This window comes from Clostridioides sp. ZZV14-6153 (assembly GCF_020657855.1).
Classification (GTDB): domain Bacteria; phylum Bacillota; class Clostridia; order Peptostreptococcales; family Peptostreptococcaceae; genus Clostridioides.
Genome location: NZ_JAGWCZ010000001.1, coordinates 443,524 through 463,612, shown reverse-complemented (window position 1 = coordinate 463,612; position 20,089 = coordinate 443,524). Strand labels below are relative to the sequence as shown.

The following is a 20,089-nucleotide window of genomic DNA, read 5'->3' as shown; positions in this document are numbered from 1 at the left end:
TATGTTACCACAATTCTCCCAAAAAATTTGTCACTTTCTAGTTATAAAAAAAAATGAGTAAAGTTTTTAAAATTTTACTCATTTTATAGATTTTGTATATTTAATTTAAAAAGCTGGAACGATACTTCCTTTATATTCATCTTGTATAAACTTTTTAACTTCTTTACTATTCATAGCTTCTGATAAAGCTTTAATCTTATCACTATCCTTATTATCTTCTCTACAAGCAATTATATTTACATATGGAGAATCACTTGATTCTATTACTATTGCATCTTTAGTAGGATTTAAATTAGCTGTTAAAGCATAATTAGAATTTATTACTGCTCCATCAACATCTTTTAATACTGTTGGTAATTGTTCTGCATTCATTTCTTTTATTTGTATATTTTTAGGATTTTTAGTTATATCTTTTTTAGTTATAAGTTCGCCATCTTTTACTTCTATTAATTTATGTTTTGCTAATAATTTAAGTGCTCTAGCTCCATTAGTCGCATCATTTGGTACAGCTATAACTGCTCCATCTTTTACTTCATCTAATGATTTAACTTTTTCTGAATAGAATCCCATTGGCTCTATATGAACTTTAGATGTATAAGTAAGTTTATATCCTTTTTCCTTAACAGTCTCCTCTAGAAATGGAATATGTTGAAAGAAGTTAGCATCCAAAGAACCTTCATCTAAGGCTGTATTTGGAAGCACATAATCATCAAATATCTTTACTTCTAAATCATATCCTTTTTCTTTTAATAAAGGTTTTGCAACTTCCAATATTTTTGCATGTGGATTTGATGATGCCCCTACTAATATTTTTTTATCCTCTTTGTTTGAACATCCTACTGCTGATATTGCTATTGCTGACACTAATGCTACTGATAATAATTTTTTTAATTTCATTTTTTACTCCCCCTTTAAAAATGTTTTATTGATTAAATTATTTTAGTTTCTTATACGCTAGATTTCCTAAACCTTGTATTATTTGAACTAGTATTACAAGTGCTATTACTGTATAAACCATTACTGCTGTATCAAATCTTTGGTATCCATAAATAAGTGCTATATTACCTAGTCCACCAGCTCCTACTGCACCTGCCATAGCTGTATAACCAAGTATAGAAATTACTGACAATGTAATTCCAGATACAATTGAAGGCATTGCTTCTTTTATCATAACTTTAAATACTATTTGTTTTTTTGTAGCTCCAAAAGATTTGGCAGCTTCTATTAGTCCCTTATCAACTTCATTTAATGAACTTTCTATAATCCTAGCGATAAATGGTGCTGCACCAATAGTTATTGGTACTATTGCAGCAGTTTCTCCTATACTTGTTCCAACAATTAATCTTGTTATTGGAATCATTGCAACTATAAGTATCATAAACGGGAAACTTCTAAATATGTTTACTATAAATCCTAGTGCACTATTAATCGTGCTATTTGGTTTTAATCCATCTGGTTTTGTCACTACTAATATAATTGCTAGTATAAATCCTAATATTGTTGCCACTACAGTTGGTACTATGACCATATATAAAGTTTGTAGTAATGCATTTGGAAATAGTGTTGTTAAAAAATCAATTAGACTATTCATTTATCATTTCCTCCCATCTTATGTCCTTATCTGTAAGATACTGTTTTACTTTCTCTCCGCTTTTATCTGAAACATTTATAATAAGTGAACCTAAAATATCCTCTTTAAATTGTTCTAATTTCCCAAATATTATAGATACATCTATGTTTAACTCTCTTGCCATTGTTGTAATAATAGCATCATTAGAAATGTCTTTAGGGAATAGTATTTTTATATTTGTTCCTTTTGGTAAAATTATACTTTCTTCACCTATTAATTTTCTAAGTCCCTTAGTATTTCTCAAGAAAATTTCTTCTGTATCTCCTACTTCTAATACCTCTCCATTTTCCATTATTGCCACTCTTCCGCAAATTTGTTTTATAACTTCCATTTGATGAGTTACAACTATTATTGTTATTCCTAGGTTTTTGTTTATATCTTCAAGTAATGAAAGAATTGATTTTGTAGTATTTGGGTCTAGTGCTGAAGTTGCTTCATCACAAAGAAGTACTTGTGGGTTTAGTGCTAAAGCTCTAGCAATTGCAACTCTCTGTTTTTGACCACCACTTAAGTTTCTTGGTTTATCATTTTTCTTTTCAGATATACCAACCACTTCTAGTAACTCTAAAACTCTTTTTTTAATTTCTGCCTTTGTATATCCAAAACACTCTAAAGGTAATGCTACATTATCAAATACTGTTTTTCTTTCAAGTAATGAAAAGTGTTGAAAAATCATTCCTAACTCTTTTCTTAAATCCCTCATTTGCTTTTCATTTAATGACTTTACTTCCTTATCAGATACAAGCACACTACCTTCTTGATATTCTTCTAGCCCATTTATGCATCTAAGTAGTGTTGATTTTCCAGCACCACTATGACCTATTATCCCAAAGATTTCTCCAGATTCTATCTCAATACTTACATCTTTAAGTACTTGAGTCTTTCCATAATACTTATTAACATTTTTTATGCTAACCATAAAATTTCCTCCCCACATATTCTGCTCAATTTGTATGTTTATTTTTATTTATGTATTTTAAATTTGTATCTAACAAAATAAAAGCCTGAGTATAAACTCAGGCTTAAAAAGCTATTTATACTCATCTATCAACTATATCAGTTGCAGGATTTAGCACCAATGTATATAAAATATACTGGTTGCCGGGTTTCAAAGGGCCAGTCCCTCCACCACTCTTGATAAGACGTTATTTAATTTAATTCGATTATCATTTGTTGCTATGTTATATATAATATATTTATTAATAATATTTGTCAATAAATTTATTTAAAATTTTTATTTTTTATTATTCCTAATTAAAGATAAATAACTATTTTTTATTGTTTCCTGTTATTCCTAATCTATCATTCATATCTTTTATCATTTTTCTAAAACCACTACCTATATCATTTCCAACATCTTCTGTTCCATGAACTAATTTCATAAAGTCATTTTGACCTTTTTTCATATCTTCGTCAGATACTTTATCTAATTTTGCTAGTCTAGAATCTATATCCTTTACTAATCTTTCACCTTCAGTTATTAATTCATCATTCATTTTCTTTAATTCAGCATCTTCTGTTTTACCATCTTTTTTAAGAGAATCTACAAATGATTGTATTTTATCTCTACTGTCTTTATATGCTGCCTTTACATCACTTAAATATTTTTCATTTCCTGGATATTCTTTATCCTTAAACTGATTATTTATACTTTCTGGAGTATCATAAATAGAATATCTATTTAAACCTGCTATATAATCATTATAGCTTGTTGAATAATAATTCATATAGCCTTCATTGTTATTTACTGATTCGTTTGGATTTTTTCCTGCATTTTCATCTGGTTGTTCAGTTTTTTTAGTACATGCTGTCATACCTATAGCTAATACTAACGCAAGTCCTACAAATAAAGTTCTTTTTAATTTCATTTTTATTACCCTCCTAGATGTTTTATATTACAAAAAGTTTTAATAATTCTCTTTCTTACATTTAGTATTTCTATATTTTTATTTTTTATTTACTAAAATTAAACAATTTATAATTTATTTTTTGGGAAATTATAATAGATAAGTAATTAAATAAAAAAATATAATTTTATTATTGATATTGATTATCATTCATAGTATAATTTAATTAATTGATATTAGTTTTCATTTGAAGGAGGTTATCTTTTATGCATTGTTGCAATTCACAATTTTGTTGTAAGAATAAAATTGAATCATCATATATAAAATGGCTTTTAGAAGTTTTAGGTCCAGTTTTTTTAGGCTCTAAACCTGCTGAAATAATAAATATTTCATTTACTGACGTAAATAGAGAGGAAAAAATTAGTGATATTTACAAATATTTATATAAGTGTAAAAAGATAGATTTTATAGCTATTGATAAAGAAAAAAAAGGATTAAAAATATTATTTGTAAATAAAACTGCATTGTCAGAAAGATTAAAATGTAAAAAAACAGTAAATTTTTTGAAGTTTTTAGGATACAAACAAAATACTAATGTAAATGCTTATTTAGAGCATCTAGTTGAAAAACTTAAAACTGATACTTTTCCTGATGAAATAGGTATTTTTTTAGGATATCCCCTTAAAGATGTGATTGGATTTATGGGATATAGTAACTGTGAAGTTTCTATGATTAAATATTGGAAAGTTTACGGTGATCCAAAACAATCAGAAGACACATATTCTAAGTTTTTGCTTCATCGTAAAAAAATGAGAAAATTGCTTGACTACATAAGTGTAGATAAAATAGTAAGCTGTTTCTAATTAGATTTAATTCTATAAAATAATTAAAAATAAAAATACATCCTTTTTTATCATGTTATTACCACAATAACTTAAGGATGTATTTTCTATTTTAATATACTAATTTTGATTATATAACATATCTTTAATATTTATTTTCTTTTCTTGCATTCCATTAGACATCAAGAATTCTTGTGTATCCTCTAACTCTTTTATATCCTTATCTGTTATCTTAGAACTAAAATCATACCAAGAATACATTTCCTTTGTTTCATCTAAAGTTAAACCAACTTCTTTTGATACATCTTCCATTACCTTATCTTTATTTTCATCCATATATTTTAAAGTTTCTTCATGAACTTTCATAAATCTTTTTACTAATTCAGGATATTTTTGAGAAAAATCATCACTTACTGCAGTAACTATTATTCCACTAACTAAACCTTCTCCATTTACTATCATTTTGCTACCTGCATTTATTGTTTTTAGAGCTACTGGACCTGCAAGCATTGCAACATCAGCACTTTTACTTTCTAATGCAGAGGCAGCGCTAGGAATATCCATGTTTACATATTCAACATCATCTATAGTATAACCTTCCTTAGCAAGTGCAGCAATCAATAATTGATGAAGTATAGTCCCTTTTGGCCCTACAATTTTCTTACCTTTTAAATCTTTTATAGATTTGATATTTTCATTGTTAGTTATAAGCATATATCCTTTTGGTGATCTGCTATAGATATTTGTAATTTTAAGCCCAACTCCATTAGAAGCAGCTATTATAGCAGATGTTCCACCTAATGCATGCAAAAAGTCTAATTCTCCAGCAGCTAGTGCCTGAGTTTGTTCTGGGCCTGTTGTTAGTTCATGAAAATTAACTTTTATATTATCCTTTTTAAATTCCTTACCAAATGAATCATCCTTCTTTTCCAGTATACTTGGAACATTAAGTGGAGACTTTACATAGGTTAAATTTATTTCCTTAGGTAAACTAGTCTCTTTTTTTGTAGGAACATCTTTATTACCCTCTTCTTTTGTTGAACATCCCACAGTACCAACCAATACCATTACTAAAGATGTCATTACTGCTAAAATTTTTTTGTTTCTTTTAATCACTTAAAACTCCCCCAATTCCCTTAATATTTCTTTTTTTAAGCTTATATAATAGCTTTTAGTTAAATCTCTATTATATTCATCTTCGACACTAAATTGTTTAATCCCTTTATTTTTACTAAAAACAATTATTTTCTTTGCTATTTCCATAGCTTCTTCGATATTATGAGTTACAAATACTACCCCTTTTTTAGTATTTTTATGGATATTTACTACTTCTTTTTGCATTTTTCTTCTTGTAAAATAATCTAATGCAGCAAATGGTTCATCCATCAATAGAATATCTGGGTTAAAAGAAAGAGCTCTTGCAATACTTACTCTATGAGCCATTCCTCCTGAGAGCTCATTTGGATATGAGTTTTTAAACTTTTCAAGTTTCATCATCTTTAAATATCTATCTAAATCAACCTTATTTCTATTATTTTTTTCAGTATGTAAAAGTATATTTTCACTTACATTTAGCCATGGCATTAGTCTACTTTCTTGAAAAACAACCCCTACTTTTGGGATACACTTTTTATCATTATAAAAAAAATATACATTTCCACTAGTAGCACTTTCAAGACCTGCTAAAATTCTAAGCAAAGTTGTCTTCCCACAGCCACTTTCCCCTAATATAACCGTTATTTCTTCGCTAGATATACTCAATGATATATCATCAAGCACTAAATGTTCTTTATTATCAACTAAATACTTTTTATGTATATTCTCTAATAAAAATCCATTTCTAACCATTTAAATCAACCTGCTTCCCTTTGCTAAATTTTGCTATTGCCATTGAAAATAGATAATCTGAAAGTATACCTAAAAAACCAATAACAAAAATTCCAACCAGTACAATATCAGTTCTTGACATATCCTTACCATCAGAAATCAAGTATCCTAAACCAGAAGAAGCCGCAATAAGTTCTGCACCAATTATAGCTCTAAAGCTATACCCAAGACCTAGACTAAGTCCAACAATAATATCTAACATAGAATTAGGAATTATTATTTTGCAAAAAATTCTTTTCTTAGATAAATTAAAAGACTTTCCTACTTCGATTAATTTACTGTCACAATTTTTTATCCCTTTTAGCGTATTTAAAAATATTGGGAAAAACGATGCTAAAACTATAATTATAATTTTAGACTCTTCACCTATACCAAACCATAAAATCAGCATAGGTATTAAAGCTAGTGGAGGTGTACTTCTCATAAATTCAAATAGTGGCTTGAAATACTCATACATTTTTTTATTTACACCAAATACGATTCCAAGTGGTATTGCTATCAATGAACTTATTAAAAAACCTATAAATATCCTCTTAACACTAGCATAAACATTTAAAAAAATAGAACCATCATTTATCATTTTTATAAAAGTTTCGAAAACTCTTTCAGGTGGAGGCAAAATATAGCTACTCCATATACCTAAAACACATACAATTTTCCATAAAATTAAGATTAGTAAGAAAATGTAATATCCTTTAAACTTTTTATGAATTCTCTCCAGCATCTAAAACTCCTTTTTAATATACCTACCCCTGCTACCATTTTTATTCTTTAAATATATTTTAAATCACAATTAAAATGCACTATAAAAATTAATCTATGCCAATTCTTACTCCACCTGACCTCATTCTGTCAGAAGGTGTTGCATCTGTATTCAGACTAGACAATCTCTCCGATGGTTGTATAATAACTATTTGGCCAGGTTCAACAAACTCCATATGATAAGATTCCCCTGAAGTCTGACCAACAAAAGTTTTCCATGATAGTTTTGCTACTTTAGGATATGGTTCCCTTCCAGTCCATGCTACTAACGCATCTGGGTCAACACAACAAGGCCCTTCAAGTATCAGAGGGTTACCATCTGTTATTATGGCAATATCTTGATTTTGGCTTGTTTTATTTATTAAATGTGTAGTAAAAAGTCCTTTTTGAGATATTACTCCTGAACCAATTAATTTTACACTATAATCTAGTTGTTCTGAAAATGCTAATAAGTTTTCGCTCTCAACACAAATCGAGTCACCTGGGTCAATTGATATTACATCTACATGATAAGCATTTTGTGCTAGGTAAATTTCACCTTCACCTTCAACAACCATTATTGGCATTTGTTCTCCTGTCAATGACCTTTGAACATGTCCTAGTAATGCTCTACCTAAACCACCGCCATTGTTTGGGCCTAATATTAATTTTTCAAAGTTAAAATTTCCTTTAAATGCTACCATAGCACCTTTTTTAGCAAAAAATTTACCACTTCCTCTTGCTATACACATAAGTTCGTTTGTCACATCAAATTTAAACATAATAAACATTTATATTGCTGTATTTAGCAATAATCCCTCCTAATCATATATTTGTCTATAATTATACAGTAAAAATATAATATAGTCTAATTGACTTCAAATATGAAATTTATTATTTATATAAAAAATAAAAGCCTGATAATAAAGTAATTTAAACTTTTTATCAGACTCTTATTTTATCTATCTTTTAGTATCATGGCAACTCTTACTACTTGAGCATCCAGAACAAGCACATCCACAACTACTGCCATTCTTTTTTTTGTTATTAACCATATGCATCACAGCCAATGCCATTAATATTACCACAATAGCTGCTATAACAAATGTAGCCATAATCATCACTCCTTATTTATATGAACTAATTTTTCATATAGCTCAAATTACCAATTTTATCTTTTTTTATTGTTCGATTTGAATAAGTTAAAACTCCAAATACTACAGCTATTGCTATAACTATAGATATTATTGCCCCAGCAATACTTCCACCAGTTCCTAAAAGTACACTTCCAACTTGATTGATAAGAAGAGCAACTATATAAGCTGTTAAAGTTTGAAATCCTAATGTAATCCATGTCCATTTCCATGAACCCATTTCTCTTTTTATAGCACCAATAGCTGCAAAACAAGGTGCACAAAGCATGTTAAATGCCATAAATGAAAATGCACTAACTACTGTAAACATACTTGCAACTGAACCAAGAAGTGTTGGGTCTTGTTCTGTTGCATCTGATATACCAAACAAAACACCAAATGTTCCAACTACATTTTCTTTTGCTACTAGACCTGTAACTGTTGCTACTGATGATTGCCAGTTTCCAAATCCAAGAGGCGCAAATATTGGTGCAACTATATTTCCTAGACTAGCCAATATACTATCTCCTGCATCTACCATTTGTAGTGACCAGTTAAATGATTGTAAGAACCATATTACTCCACAAGCAACAAATATAATTGTACCTGCTTTGATTATAAATGCTTTTCCTCTATCCCACATATGAATTAAAACACCTTTTGCACTAGGAACATGATATTGAGGTAGTTCCATAACAAATGGAGATGGTTCTCCAACAAATAAAGAAGTTCTTTTTAATATAATTCCACAAACAATTATCATTACAATTCCTAAGAAATACATTGATGGTGCTACCCATGAAGCCCCTCCAAACAGTGCTCCTGCAAATAAAGCTATTATTGGAATTTTAGCTCCACATGGAATAAATGTAGTCAACATGATAGTCATTTTTCTGTCTCTATCATTTTCTATAGTACGAGTTGACATAACACCTGGAACTCCACAACCTGAACTTATAAGCATTGGTATAAATGACTTTCCTGAAAGACCAAACTTACGGAAGATTCTATCCATTATAAAAGCCACACGTGACATGTATCCACAATCTTCAAGTATTGATAATAGTAAAAATAAAAGCATGATTTGTGGCACAAATCCTAATACAGCTCCAACTCCACCAATTAAGCCATCAACTACAAGACCTTGTAACCAATCAGCTACATTTACGGAAGCTAGGAAATTACTTACATTACCTTGAATAATTTCTCCAAACAATACATCATTTGTCCAATCAGTTGCTATAGCACCCAATGAACTTACCGCTATGTAGTAAACTCCCCACATTATAAGTGCAAAAATAGGTAGTGCTAATATACGGTTTGTTACAATCTTATCTATTTTATCTGAGACAGTTTCTTTACCTTTTCTATTTTTCTTTATTATGCTTGAAATTATTGAACTGATAAATTCATAACGATTTGCTGTGATTATACTTTCACTATCATCATCCAATTCATCTTCACAGCTTCTAGTTATTTCTTCTATATCATTTAATATTCCTTTAGAAATATCAAGCTTTTGTATAACATTTTCATCTCTTTCAAATAACTTGATCGCTAACCAACGTGTTTCCATATCTATATATGGAGTTTTTTCCTCTATTATCTTTTCGATTTTTTCTATTGCTCCTTTGCTTTCATCAACAAAAGGTAACTTAAAATCTAATTTATTGTTACAACTTGCAATTTCAATTGCTTTTTGAGCAGCTTCCATAATTCCTTGCCCTTTAACAGCTGTTACTTCTACTACAGGGCAACCTATAACCTCTGATAATTTTTTAATATTTATCTTATCTCCATTTTTCTTAACAACATCCATCATGTTAAGAGCTATAACAGTAGGTATACCTAATTCCAAAACCTGAGTTGTTAAATATAAATTTCTCTCTATATTTGATGCATCTACAATATTTATTACTGCATCTGGTTTATCATCAAGCATAAAATTACGTGTAACAACTTCCTCTAATGTATATGGTGATAGAGAATAAATCCCTGGTAAATCTACTATTTCTACATCTTTATTTCCTTTTAATTTTCCACCTTTTTTTTCAACTGTTACTCCTGGCCAGTTACCAACATATTGCGATGAACCTGTAAGTCCATTAAACATTGTTGTCTTGCCACAATTAGGATTTCCTATGAGACCTATTTTTATTGACATTTCCATTCCCTCCATTAATATTTAGATACATAATTATTTTTGATACAGAAAATCATTCTCACTATATAATTGCATTAACCCTACTATAATTAAGTTTATTATTCCACAATAATTTTTTCTGCATCTGATTTACGAATTGACAGTTCATAATCTCTAACTGTTATTTCAATTGGGTCTCCAAGAGGAGCTACTTTTCTCACAAACACATCAACACCCCTTGTAATCCCCATATCCATTATACGTCTTCGTGTAGCTCCTTCTCCTTCTAATTTTTTAACTTTTACAGTTTCCCCACACTTAATATCCTTTAGCTTGTTCATGTTACTACCTCCCTATATTATTATCCTACTTGCCATTTTTTTATCTAATGCAATTCTAGTATCCTTTACATCTATTATCAAATTGCCATCTATCTTAGAAATTATTTTAACATTTGTTCCTACTACAAATCCTATGCTATTTAAAAAGGTTCTTGTCTTATCACTTCCTGAAATCTTCTTTATAACTACTTCTTCTCCTATATTTGATAATACTAATGGCATATGATTTTCCTCCTCCTTATACTAATTTAAATTTATGTGTAGACTTTTCATTCTATTTAAATTCTAGTATCTTATTTTTAAGTTGTGACTCATTAAAATGATTACCTATTTTTTTCCTTCTTTTTACAATTCTTAATTTTGATTTAAGTCTATCACAATAGTATAAGTTTTGCAAGTGATTATTGTATTCTTTTGATTTTTTTTCTCAATTAAGCTTCTTCCTCATATAAATATTATTCATTTTAGCATAATTTCTATAAAATAAAGATGCTTTTAGATAGTATCTTTGACTATCTAAAAGCACCTTTATTTTTCATCTATTCTATATTTATTTATATATTTAATTCTTCTTTAGAAACATTTTTTATTATTACTTTCATCTTTTTCTGTAAAAAATGCTCTATCTAATTTTAAAATATCAATAGACAAATATATTTTGACATACTCTTTTCTTCTATGCATGAGTGTGTTACAAACAAAAAATTTTTAAATTCTCTTATAAGTAATTATAGTCTCTATTAACTTGAATGTTTAGATAGAAACTCCATTTGTTGAAGATTAAATGTTTGTGCATGAGTATTAGAATAATTTTTTGAATATGTATCAATAAAACCATGATTTGCCTCTGCAATTTCAATTTGAATGTTTTGTTTTTTAACAAGTTGAGAGGCAACAAAATCAACATCAAATGAATCGTATTTTGCAAATACCAATAAAACAGGACATTTTGGAATTACATCTATATAATCTCTAATTCGAGAACCATAACAGCAAATTATTCCATCACACAATGAATTTTCACTGCATCTCCATGCAATTGTTGCACCTACACTATACCCAATAACTAATACATGCTTATATTTTAATTTTAAATCATTTATAAGTTTTTCTACTTTTTCATAAATATTAAATCCTATATTAGTTATAAAAAAATTATATGCATCTTGGGCTTTTAAATAAGAAAAAACTTTCCCACTACCCAAAAGTTCAGGACAGAATACATCATATCCATCTTGATAGTATTTTTGACAAATATCCTTTATAAAGTTATCAATTCCATAAATTTCATGTAGCACTACAATAGCTATCTTACTTTTATGTGTATACTTAATCAGTTTATCCACCACCTTTATTAAACAGTCAATATTTTTATACTTAGTTTAATGTATTCCTATATGTATGTCAATTTACTGTTTTAGAATCTAATTTACTCTTTAATTCCATATTTTTATATTTGAATACTTCCTATTAGCTTTAATTGACCTAAGGGAAATTCCTAATACCCTAAAAAAAGCACTCATTTTACCACGATTGAATGAGCCTTGACATGACGATAAAGAGACAAGGAAGATAGCACAAAAGCTGTACATTTCCCTTTCTTCATTCATACAACTAGACTATTTTACTTTGATTTCAAACATAAAAATAGCTTTTATCATCTGTGTATGAATTTATCCTTTTAGTTCTTCATCAACTTGCATATTGACCGAACCACTCTCATTGTAACACGGACGTAGGCATAATTTGGATATATAAGTGTTATAGAATTTCAAAATTTCCTTGATTGCTTTTTCATCTCCGTCAGATGCCTTACATATCAACTCATAAGATGGATAATAATAATCATTAAAGCATTAAACTGTAATCTGACGATATGCTCAAAAGAAGATAACCTCGTGTTTATTCACCTTTTAAGATTGTTTCATATCTCTTTTTTTAAAACTTTCATAGCAGTTATATCTCCCTAACTTCATCATTGCCATTATATCAAATATCTTTAGTTGATACATGTTTGCAAACCAGACACCATGAAATTATAAATATAATAATCGAAACTAGAATACTTATTGCCATTGACAAAGTACCGTTATCAATCAATTTACTCATGCCGAATACAAATCCTGCTGCAAGTGGATATGCTATTATTGCACCAACCACACTTTTTTCTTCATCAAGTAAATAAAAGCATGGAAGCATAATTCCGCCAGAAAAGAATGTCATAACTATACTCAAGCATGTAAACAATGGCAAAAAGCTAAAATTCATATCATTTATAACAAAAGATACCATTGTACTGAAAATTATTCCAAACACTATGCCAAGCAAACATAGTAGCACATACATAAGATATTTACTGCTTATAATTGTTCTTTTAGGTGTTGGAAATGTTACAGCTGTTTTTAACCAACCACATTTTTTGTCAATATTAATTATCGTTGCTACACTCATACCTAGTACAGTTGTTGCTATAACAATCAAAACTTGTGGAGTTGCAAAAAAAGATACTCCAAACCCAATAACAGCAAAAGTAATCAGTAGTGTAATAATTGATGACTTGATAATGTAATAATCTTTTAAAAGCAAACCTTTCATACTATTTATCCCCCTTTACATACATAAGCATAATTTCATCTATACTCGCTGGTACAATCATAATTTTCGGATATTTTCTTTCTGTCTGCTGCCTATTAGAAATCAATATTTGCCATTCATAATCTTGTTTTCTATATGCAATAATATCAGCTTTATCTATTTCATTAAATTGCTTTGAATTACATTTTATAATTCCATATTTTTCTAATAACTCGTCTTTTGGTTTTGAAAATAATACTTTTCCTTTATGTATGAATACAATATAATCTGCAATTTTTTCTAAATCACTGGTAATATGAGATGAAACCAATATTGAGTGTTCTTCATCTTGAATAAAATCTAAAAACATTTCTAAAATATCATCTCTTATTATTGGGTCAAGACCACTTGTAGCCTCATCAAGAATTAGCAATTTTGAATTATGAGATAATGCTACCGAAATAGAATACTTCATTTTCATTCCTTTAGAATACTCTTTAAGTTTTTTATTAACTGGAAGTTCAAATTTATTAAGTAGTTCTAAATATTTTTGGCTATCCCATTCTTTGTAAATGTTTTGAAATACCTTTCCTAACTTTTTAGGAGTTAAACTGTCTGGATAATTACTTCCGTCAAAAACAACACCTATATGTTCTTTTGTTTCGGCATTTACACTTTTTCCGTTAAATACAGATACTTCTCCTTGTTCGGTAACAGTCAATCCTAGAATAGCATTGATTGTAGTGCTTTTTCCAGCACCATTTTCGCCAATCAGACCTACGATACTTCCTTGTGGTACTTTAAAAGAAATGTTATCCAGTTTAAAATCCTTGTATTGTTTCGTTATTCCTTTAAGCTCTAATGCAATTTTTTCCATAGTATCATTCCTCCTCGTACAATAATGTTAATAGCAATTGTAATTTATTAAGTTTAATTCCACTTACTTTAGCTATTTCAATGGCTTCTGAAAAATGGCTTTCTATTTTTTTCTGTTGTTCTTCTAAATAAAAATCTTGATTTTGAGCAGAAACAAAGCACCCCTTTCCAGCCGTTGTTTCTATAAAACCGTCTGTTTGAAGTACATCATAAGACTTTTGTACTGTCAAAACACTTATATGCAGAGATTTAGCCAGCCCTCTTATGGATGGCAAAGCTTCTCCAGCTTTCAATTCTCCATTGATAATCAGTGCTTTTATCTGTGAAGAAATTTGTTCATAAATAGGAACACTAGCATGATTATTGATAAATATTTCCACTATTTTTCTCCTTTCGTATTATACTGTATTACTTATGCAAGTACAGTATAATACGAAATAGTACAGTTGTCAATAAATTAAAGACTTGCATAACACTTTATGCTATACAAGCCTTTTATTATTTATCCTATATTATTCTAGTTGCTATCCTTATGCAGTAATAAGCTCAAACTATAATCCATTGTAAAAGAACTGTACAACATACTTTCCCTTTATTCCTCTTGATACCCCTTTAACAGTTCATCACAACGGTCAATACTATGCCATACCTTATAGCATTTCATCAGCCTGTCCATTTTTTGACGCTGAATTAACTTCTTTATCTCCAATAATTCATCAATAGATATTTTTATATCGCTCATATAATTGTTGATATATTCCGACATCTTGACTTTCATATAAAACTGCCACTCCTCATGACTTTGGAAAAATTCATCATGGCCATATTTTCCAGCGTTTCAAAGGTAGGAAAATTCAATCCTCTTTCAATCTTGGAACGGCTCTGCATATTGATACTGATAGCATCTGCAAATTCCTGCTGTTTCATTTTTCTGTGCTTTCTGATTATCTGGATATTCTCTCCCAAAAGTTTGTATTTCATGGCATAACCCTCCACATTGTTTCGTTACTTGTTATTTATAAGCCTGTCGTACTTAATTATTTGTGCAAAATCAAGAAAAATTCATTGACAGATAAGCATGTAATGATTATTATGTATTCGTAAATATAAATAATCACAATAGATTGAAATATACAATCATTTTAAGCTCTATTTGTTGATTATTAAACTTATGAGAATGAATAATGGTTGAAATGGGTGCTGGATAGATACTAAGAATCGCCCTAAGACAGAGCCAATAGTAATAGACGAATGGGGAAATTTCCTATTTGTCAATCAGAATGGTAATCCAAAGGTTGCGATTGATTACAATGGGTTATTTAACCATATTGTGAAGAAATACAACAAGCAACATGGTTACAGCCTTACCACATATCACACCATATATATTACGCCATACATTCTGTGCGAAACTGGCACAACGGAACATGAACCCGAAAGATTTACAGTATTTCATGGGACATTCGAGTATCGGTATCACAACAAACTGGTGCGCTCATTCGTCCATTGACAGTGCCAAGACAGAGGTTAAGCATCTGATTGCATAAAAGTATTTACCACGATATTTACCACGTTTGATGGGAAAAATATAAGAAGATAAACCTAGAAACATGAGTATTGATATAAAGTAAAATGCCCGAATAGCTTATAAAATAAGGCTATTCGGACATATAAGAAGATTAAAAAGATAATCAAAAATCTATATATAATTTTTTATAAATTTATTTTCCAAAATATCTATTTAATAATCCTAAGAATGCTTTACCATGTCTAGCTTCATCTTTACACATTTCATGTACTGTATCATGTATAGCATCTAATCCTAATTCTTTAGCTTTTTTAGCTAATTTTAATTTTCCATCAGTTGCACCATATTCAGCATCAACTCTAACTCTTAAGTTTTCTTTTGTATCTGCAACTACAACTTCTCCAAGAAGTTCTGCAAATTTAGCAGCATGTTCTGCTTCTTCAAAAGCTATTCTCTTATAAGCTTCTCCAACTTCTGGATATCCTTCTCTATCAGCTTGTCTACTCATTGCTAAATACATTCCTACTTCTGTACACTCTCCAACAAAATTAGCTCTTAATCCTTCGATTACTTCTTCATCTACACCTTGAGCTACTCCTATTCTGTGCTCATCAGCCCAATTCTTTTCGCCTTTCATTTCTTCAAACTTATCAGCTCCAACTTTACATACTGGACATTGTGCTGGTGCAGCATCCCCTTCATGTATATATCCACATACTGTACAAACAAATTTTTTCATAATTAATTTCCTCCTAATATTTTATATATCAAATTAAATTTTTTATTTTCTAAGTTAGTCTATATATACCCGCGTCATATACCTTTAAACAATTTTTTTAAAATTTTTTTATTAATTTTTAATTTCGATTTGTTAACAGTATATTTCTGTGATAATGACCTTTTAGCTTTATTAGTTCTTTATGGTTTCCAGACTCTACAATTCGCCCATTTTCTAAAACTATTATATTGTCACAATTTGATATAGTACTTAGTCTATGAGCTATAATTATACTAGTCTTTCCATAAGTTATATTATTTATTGCCTCTTGAATCTTAGCTTCAGTTGCTATATCTATATTACTTGTAGCTTCATCTAAAATAAGTATTGGTGCATTTTTTAATACCGCCCTAGCAATACTAATTAGTTGTTTTTGCCCCTCACTTAAATCCTCACCCCTATCCGATAAAACAGTCTCATATCCTTCACGCATCTTAATTATAAACTTGTGTAAATTTGCTATTTTACTAGCAGATATAACCTGTTCATCAGTTGCTGTTAGATTTCCATATCTTATATTTTCCATAACAGTGTCATTAAATATATAACTTTCTTGTGGAACTACTCCAAAATAATTTCTTAAACAATTCCTATCAACTGAATATATATCATTCCCATCTAAAAATATCTTCCCTTTTTCTACTTGATAGAAATTTGTAATCAGATTTATAATTGTCGTTTTTCCACTACCAGTTTCTCCTATTATGGCATTTGATGTTCCAGCCTTGATTTTTAAGTTTATATCACTTAAAATATTCTTTTTTGAGTCATAAGAAAAACTTACATCTTTAAATTCAATATCTCCATTTATAAAAGATTTTTTTAAATTACTATTTTTATTGTTGTAAATATCACTTTTAGTGCTACTATTTATTTGTGCTTCTTCTTGCTCATCCATAATTTCAAAGACTCTTTCACATCCTGCTACAGCTGAAAGCAGTGTATTAAATAAGTTAGCTAATTCATTTAAAGGTCTTGTAAATTGTCTTACATAACTTAAAAAACTTGCTATAACTCCTATAGTTATAACGTCTTTAGACGCAAGTACTCCACCTATAATACATATAATTGCAAACCCTATGTTACTAATTACGTTCATAATAGGCATTAAAAGAGATGTATAAATCTGTGATTTAAGTGAAATACTCAAAAGCCTATCATTGACTTCTTTGAAGTCACTTACAGATTTTTTCTCATAATTAAAAGCTTTTACTACATTTATATTTGATATCATTTCCTCAATATGAGAATTTAGCTTTCCTAGCTCCACTTGTTGTTGCTTAAAAAAAACTCTAGTCCTCTTTGCAATAAAATTACTCAGAAGCATTACTACTGGTATTAATACAATACTGCAAAAAGTTAAAATAGGACTTAATATAAACATCATAATGAAAGTTAGCAATATGTTTAAAATTCCTGTAATTAATTGTACTAATGAAGTTGAAATACCTGTACTAATATTATCAACATCATTTGTTACTCTACTCATAATATCTCCAGTGGGACTCTTATCAAAGAAAGTTATTGGTAAATTCCTAAATTTTAGAAATAAATTACTTCTCATATCTCTAACTATACTTTGAGATAATCTAGCTGTAAATACCCCCTTGGACAGCTTAACTAAAAATTCAATTATATAAAATAAAAGTAAAATAAGTATTCCTTTTAAGAAAACAGACTTTGAATATATATCAATATTTATTATGTCAACTACTTTTCCAAGAGTATATGGTATTATAGTTGATATAATTGAATCAATTATTACTAGTAAAAAAATCAATCTAGTAATTTTTTTATCTTTTTTAAAGTACATAAAAACTCTTTTAAATGTTTTTTTAAAATCTTTAGGCTTTGCTTTTTTCTTTAGTCTACTCACCTTTTGATTTCCAGTACTCAAATTCAATACACTTCCTCCTTAATTTACATCTTCATTTACTAGATTTTGCAACTCAAAAATCTTTTTATAAGTTGGAGAACTAACCAGTAAATCTTCATGTGCAGCAAATCCAACCACCTCTCCCTCATCTAAAACTAAAATCTTATCACAGTCAATTATAGAACTAATTTTTTGTGAAATAGTTATAATAGTACATTTCTTGTTTTCATTTTCTCTTAAATTATTTATATAATCTTTTATATTTTTCCTTATAACTGTTTCTGTATTGATGTCCATCGCACTAAAACAATCGTCAAGAATTAATATTTGTGGTTTTTTTGCTATAGCTCTAGCTATTGTAACTCTTTGTCTTTGTCCTCCTGATAGGTTTTTACCCCTTTGAAACAAAACTTCATCATAAGAATCTTCAAGCTTTGTTATAAATTGATTTGCATTTGCTATTTCGCATGCTTTTACAACATCTTCCTCACTTATATCTTTATTTCCCATAATTATATTTTCTGATATACTCTTTCCAAACACACTGCTATTTTGAAAAACTACACCTATTTTTTCTCTTAAACTTTCTTTAGATATACTATATATGCTATGCTCTCCTATCTTAATATCTCCTTTATCAACCATATATAATTTTTGGATTAAATTGATTAAAGAAGTCTTTCCTGAACCAGTTTGGCCAATCACGCCAATATTTTGCCCTTCTTTTATTTTAAAAGATATGTCTTTTAATATCTTCTCATCTATATTTTTATTATACGAAAAGTCTACATTTTCAAAAATTATATCACCATTTATAAATTCTAATTCTCTTTCTTTACCATCTAAATCAGTATTTTTGATAATCACTTCTTCATTCTCATCAAGCAAGACTTCACTTATTCTTTCATAAGAAGCTTTTGCTCTCACAAAAACATTAAAAACATGTGAAATCATTATAAGTGATGTTAATATTCTAGTCATGTAGTTTACATAGGCAACTATAATTCCAATTTTAATTTCTCCAGAATAAATTAAATATCTCCCAATCAGCAATATTATTATTATAGCAATATTAATAATTATTGTAATTGTTGGTCTAAAAAATGACATCATTGTTGTAGCTTTTCTACTATTTTGAAAAAGTTCATTATTTAATTCTTCAAAACGTTTATTCTCATAATCATACCTACAAAATAATTTAACTACCTTTATTCCACCTAAAAACTGTCTCAATTTTGAGTTTATTTTATCTGTACTTTCTTGTACTTTTTTAAATAACTTATATCCAATCTTCATATTAAACAATATTATAATAAATATAATTGAAACTGCAATTAAAATAATTATTGACATTTTTAAATTTAATTTTATTGCTATAATTAAACTTCCTATACACATAATTGGTGATTTTATAAAAACTCTCATCATTCCATGAACAAATAATTGTATCTGATTAATATCATTAGTAATTCTTGTTATTAGTGAGGCTCTACCAAACTTATCTACTTGCTTCAACGAATATGTATTTATCTTTTCAAATACATCCTGTCTTAAATCATAAGAAAAACACTGAGAAACTCTTGCTGAGATTATACTCCTTATTATTGAAAATACTGCTCCTAAAAAAGTTATACCTATCATTAAAGCTCCTGTTGATAATATGTAGTCTAAGTCCTTATTTGAAACCCCTATATCAATTATTTTAGCCATTATAGTTGGTTGTGCCAAATCACAAAAAGCTTCCAATGTTAAGAAAAATATTGCTGTTAAAAACAAGACTATATATTTTTTTATATATTTTTTAAAATACCTCATTCAATCATCCCTTCATAGCATTTTCTCACTATTAAAAGTATATCACAATCAATAATTTAATTGATTATATCAATTATA

23 protein-coding genes, 1 pseudogene and 1 riboswitch are annotated in these 20,089 nt (G+C 28.7%); of the genes and pseudogenes, 2 read left to right on the top strand and 22 right to left on the bottom strand.

Annotated elements, in window-relative coordinates; genetic code table 11:
• Nucleotides 1–105: 105 nt before the first annotated feature.
• The 4 genes from KGF46_RS02170 to KGF46_RS02155 all read right to left on the bottom strand — a co-directional run bounded on the left by KGF46_RS02170 (nucleotide 106) and on the right by KGF46_RS02155 (nucleotide 3,498).
• Nucleotides 106–897 carry a MetQ/NlpA family ABC transporter substrate-binding protein gene (locus tag KGF46_RS02170; RefSeq protein WP_227827354.1) on the bottom strand — a complete coding sequence of 264 codons (792 nt, stop codon included), beginning with the start codon at nucleotides 895–897 and terminating at the stop codon, nucleotides 106–108.
• Nucleotides 898–934: 37 nt separating this feature from the next.
• Nucleotides 935–1,591, bottom strand: coding sequence for a methionine ABC transporter permease (locus KGF46_RS02165; RefSeq protein ID WP_227432857.1), 657 nt, complete (start codon nucleotides 1,589–1,591; stop codon nucleotides 935–937).
• Complete coding sequence (locus tag KGF46_RS02160; protein ID WP_227827353.1) at nucleotides 1,584–2,549, bottom strand: methionine ABC transporter ATP-binding protein; 966 nt, start codon at nucleotides 2,547–2,549, stop codon at nucleotides 1,584–1,586. The genes KGF46_RS02165 and KGF46_RS02160 overlap by 8 nt, the downstream gene beginning before the upstream one ends.
• 118 nt (nucleotides 2,550–2,667) lie before the next feature.
• A riboswitch (SAM riboswitch) is annotated at nucleotides 2,668–2,774 on the bottom strand.
• 124 nt (nucleotides 2,775–2,898) lie between these two features.
• A complete protein-coding gene (locus KGF46_RS02155; protein ID WP_227840996.1) occupies nucleotides 2,899–3,498 on the bottom strand; it encodes a hypothetical protein in 600 nt (199 codons plus the stop codon).
• A 245-nt stretch (nucleotides 3,499–3,743) separates the two neighbouring features.
• On the opposite strand from KGF46_RS02155, the gene KGF46_RS02150 reads away from it, so the two are divergent.
• Nucleotides 3,744–4,340 (top strand): DUF3793 family protein, encoded by a 597-nt coding sequence (locus KGF46_RS02150; RefSeq protein WP_227827351.1) that lies wholly within the window; start codon nucleotides 3,744–3,746, stop codon nucleotides 4,338–4,340.
• A gap of 99 nt (nucleotides 4,341–4,439) precedes the next feature.
• On the opposite strand, the gene KGF46_RS02145 is transcribed toward KGF46_RS02150, so the two are convergent.
• The 15 genes from KGF46_RS02145 to KGF46_RS02075 form a co-directional block, all read right to left on the bottom strand.
• Nucleotides 4,440–5,402 carry an NrtA/SsuA/CpmA family ABC transporter substrate-binding protein gene (locus KGF46_RS02145; RefSeq protein ID WP_255611362.1) on the bottom strand — a complete coding sequence of 321 codons (963 nt, stop codon included), beginning with the start codon at nucleotides 5,400–5,402 and terminating at the stop codon, nucleotides 4,440–4,442.
• A 33-nt stretch (nucleotides 5,403–5,435) separates the two neighbouring features.
• A complete protein-coding gene (locus tag KGF46_RS02140) occupies nucleotides 5,436–6,167 on the bottom strand; it encodes an ABC transporter ATP-binding protein (protein ID WP_227827349.1) in 732 nt (243 codons plus the stop codon).
• Nucleotides 6,160–6,930 carry an ABC transporter permease gene (locus tag KGF46_RS02135; RefSeq protein ID WP_227827348.1) on the bottom strand — a complete coding sequence of 257 codons (771 nt, stop codon included), beginning with the start codon at nucleotides 6,928–6,930 and terminating at the stop codon, nucleotides 6,160–6,162. Before KGF46_RS02135 ends, KGF46_RS02140 begins: the two co-directional genes overlap by 8 nt.
• Before the next feature lie 88 nt (nucleotides 6,931–7,018).
• Nucleotides 7,019–7,729, bottom strand: a complete 711-nt coding sequence (locus KGF46_RS02130; RefSeq protein ID WP_227827347.1) for an AIM24 family protein — start codon at nucleotides 7,727–7,729, stop codon at nucleotides 7,019–7,021.
• Nucleotides 7,730–7,909: 180 nt separating this feature from the next.
• The gene (locus KGF46_RS02125) at nucleotides 7,910–8,062 is read right to left on the bottom strand and encodes a FeoB-associated Cys-rich membrane protein (protein WP_227861775.1); all 153 of its coding nucleotides are present in this window, start codon (nucleotides 8,060–8,062) and stop codon (nucleotides 7,910–7,912) included.
• A gap of 25 nt (nucleotides 8,063–8,087) precedes the next feature.
• Nucleotides 8,088–10,244, bottom strand: coding sequence for a ferrous iron transport protein B (feoB, locus tag KGF46_RS02120; RefSeq protein WP_227827345.1), 2,157 nt, complete (start codon nucleotides 10,242–10,244; stop codon nucleotides 8,088–8,090).
• Between the two features lie 98 nt (nucleotides 10,245–10,342).
• The gene (locus KGF46_RS02115) at nucleotides 10,343–10,564 is read right to left on the bottom strand and encodes a FeoA family protein (RefSeq protein ID WP_227432844.1); all 222 of its coding nucleotides are present in this window, start codon (nucleotides 10,562–10,564) and stop codon (nucleotides 10,343–10,345) included.
• A gap of 12 nt (nucleotides 10,565–10,576) precedes the next feature.
• Entirely contained in the window at nucleotides 10,577–10,786 is a 210-nt protein-coding gene (locus KGF46_RS02110) for a FeoA family protein (protein ID WP_227432843.1), read from the bottom strand.
• A 518-nt stretch (nucleotides 10,787–11,304) separates the two neighbouring features.
• Nucleotides 11,305–11,913, bottom strand: coding sequence for a dienelactone hydrolase family protein (locus KGF46_RS02105; RefSeq protein WP_227861774.1), 609 nt, complete (start codon nucleotides 11,911–11,913; stop codon nucleotides 11,305–11,307).
• A gap of 324 nt (nucleotides 11,914–12,237) precedes the next feature.
• The gene (locus tag KGF46_RS02100; protein ID WP_227841911.1) at nucleotides 12,238–12,387 is read right to left on the bottom strand and encodes a helix-turn-helix domain-containing protein; all 150 of its coding nucleotides are present in this window, start codon (nucleotides 12,385–12,387) and stop codon (nucleotides 12,238–12,240) included.
• Between the two features lie 166 nt (nucleotides 12,388–12,553).
• Nucleotides 12,554–13,159, bottom strand: a complete 606-nt coding sequence (locus tag KGF46_RS02095) for an ABC-2 transporter permease (protein WP_227861773.1) — start codon at nucleotides 13,157–13,159, stop codon at nucleotides 12,554–12,556.
• A gap of 1 nt (nucleotide 13,160) precedes the next feature.
• Nucleotides 13,161–14,015, bottom strand: coding sequence for an ABC transporter ATP-binding protein (locus tag KGF46_RS02090; RefSeq protein WP_227841913.1), 855 nt, complete (start codon nucleotides 14,013–14,015; stop codon nucleotides 13,161–13,163).
• A gap of 4 nt (nucleotides 14,016–14,019) precedes the next feature.
• A complete protein-coding gene (locus tag KGF46_RS02085) occupies nucleotides 14,020–14,394 on the bottom strand; it encodes a GntR family transcriptional regulator (protein WP_227841244.1) in 375 nt (124 codons plus the stop codon).
• A 212-nt stretch (nucleotides 14,395–14,606) separates the two neighbouring features.
• A complete protein-coding gene (locus tag KGF46_RS02080; RefSeq protein ID WP_227827339.1) occupies nucleotides 14,607–14,792 on the bottom strand; it encodes a hypothetical protein in 186 nt (61 codons plus the stop codon).
• Complete coding sequence (locus tag KGF46_RS02075) at nucleotides 14,789–14,995, bottom strand: helix-turn-helix domain-containing protein (RefSeq protein ID WP_227850189.1); 207 nt, start codon at nucleotides 14,993–14,995, stop codon at nucleotides 14,789–14,791. Before KGF46_RS02075 ends, KGF46_RS02080 begins: the two co-directional genes overlap by 4 nt.
• Nucleotides 14,996–15,227: 232 nt before the next feature.
• Here KGF46_RS02075 and KGF46_RS02070 point away from each other — a divergent pair.
• Nucleotides 15,228–15,561, top strand: a pseudogene (locus KGF46_RS02070) (tyrosine-type recombinase/integrase); the annotation flags it as partial.
• A gap of 174 nt (nucleotides 15,562–15,735) precedes the next feature.
• On the opposite strand, the gene KGF46_RS02065 reads toward KGF46_RS02070, so the two are convergent.
• From KGF46_RS02065 to KGF46_RS02055, 3 genes are all read right to left on the bottom strand, one after another.
• The gene (locus KGF46_RS02065) at nucleotides 15,736–16,281 is read right to left on the bottom strand and encodes an NADH peroxidase (RefSeq protein WP_107594844.1); all 546 of its coding nucleotides are present in this window, start codon (nucleotides 16,279–16,281) and stop codon (nucleotides 15,736–15,738) included.
• A 118-nt stretch (nucleotides 16,282–16,399) separates the two neighbouring features.
• Nucleotides 16,400–18,223, bottom strand: coding sequence for an ABC transporter ATP-binding protein (locus tag KGF46_RS02060; RefSeq protein WP_227827337.1), 1,824 nt, complete (start codon nucleotides 18,221–18,223; stop codon nucleotides 16,400–16,402).
• A 12-nt stretch (nucleotides 18,224–18,235) separates the two neighbouring features.
• The gene (locus tag KGF46_RS02055; RefSeq protein WP_227827336.1) at nucleotides 18,236–20,011 is read right to left on the bottom strand and encodes an ABC transporter ATP-binding protein; all 1,776 of its coding nucleotides are present in this window, start codon (nucleotides 20,009–20,011) and stop codon (nucleotides 18,236–18,238) included.
• Between the last annotated feature and the right edge of the window lie 78 nt (nucleotides 20,012–20,089).

Coding starts and splice junctions, on each gene's coding strand:
- KGF46_RS02170 (WP_227827354.1), bottom strand. CDS start 897: ATGAAATTAAAAAAATTATTATCAGTAGCATTAGTGTCAGCAATAGCA.
- KGF46_RS02165 (WP_227432857.1), bottom strand. CDS start 1,591: ATGAATAGTCTAATTGATTTTTTAACAACACTATTTCCAAATGCATTA.
- KGF46_RS02160 (WP_227827353.1), bottom strand. CDS start 2,549: ATGGTTAGCATAAAAAATGTTAATAAGTATTATGGAAAGACTCAAGTA.
- KGF46_RS02155 (WP_227840996.1), bottom strand. CDS start 3,498: ATGAAATTAAAAAGAACTTTATTTGTAGGACTTGCGTTAGTATTAGCT.
- KGF46_RS02150 (WP_227827351.1), top strand. CDS start 3,744: ATGCATTGTTGCAATTCACAATTTTGTTGTAAGAATAAAATTGAATCA.
- KGF46_RS02145 (WP_255611362.1), bottom strand. CDS start 5,402: ATGACATCTTTAGTAATGGTATTGGTTGGTACTGTGGGATGTTCAACA.
- KGF46_RS02140 (WP_227827349.1), bottom strand. CDS start 6,167: ATGGTTAGAAATGGATTTTTATTAGAGAATATACATAAAAAGTATTTA.
- KGF46_RS02135 (WP_227827348.1), bottom strand. CDS start 6,930: ATGCTGGAGAGAATTCATAAAAAGTTTAAAGGATATTACATTTTCTTA.
- KGF46_RS02130 (WP_227827347.1), bottom strand. CDS start 7,729: ATGTTTAAATTTGATGTGACAAACGAACTTATGTGTATAGCAAGAGGA.
- KGF46_RS02125 (WP_227861775.1), bottom strand. CDS start 8,062: ATGGCTACATTTGTTATAGCAGCTATTGTGGTAATATTAATGGCATTG.
- feoB (WP_227827345.1), bottom strand. CDS start 10,244: ATGTCAATAAAAATAGGTCTCATAGGAAATCCTAATTGTGGCAAGACA.
- KGF46_RS02115 (WP_227432844.1), bottom strand. CDS start 10,564: ATGAACAAGCTAAAGGATATTAAGTGTGGGGAAACTGTAAAAGTTAAA.
- KGF46_RS02110 (WP_227432843.1), bottom strand. CDS start 10,786: ATGCCATTAGTATTATCAAATATAGGAGAAGAAGTAGTTATAAAGAAG.
- KGF46_RS02095 (WP_227861773.1), bottom strand. CDS start 13,159: ATGAAAGGTTTGCTTTTAAAAGATTATTACATTATCAAGTCATCAATT.
- KGF46_RS02090 (WP_227841913.1), bottom strand. CDS start 14,015: ATGGAAAAAATTGCATTAGAGCTTAAAGGAATAACGAAACAATACAAG.
- KGF46_RS02080 (WP_227827339.1), bottom strand. CDS start 14,792: ATGAAAGTCAAGATGTCGGAATATATCAACAATTATATGAGCGATATA.
- KGF46_RS02075 (WP_227850189.1), bottom strand. CDS start 14,995: ATGAAATACAAACTTTTGGGAGAGAATATCCAGATAATCAGAAAGCAC.
- KGF46_RS02065 (WP_107594844.1), bottom strand. CDS start 16,281: ATGAAAAAATTTGTTTGTACAGTATGTGGATATATACATGAAGGGGAT.
- KGF46_RS02055 (WP_227827336.1), bottom strand. CDS start 20,011: ATGAGGTATTTTAAAAAATATATAAAAAAATATATAGTCTTGTTTTTA.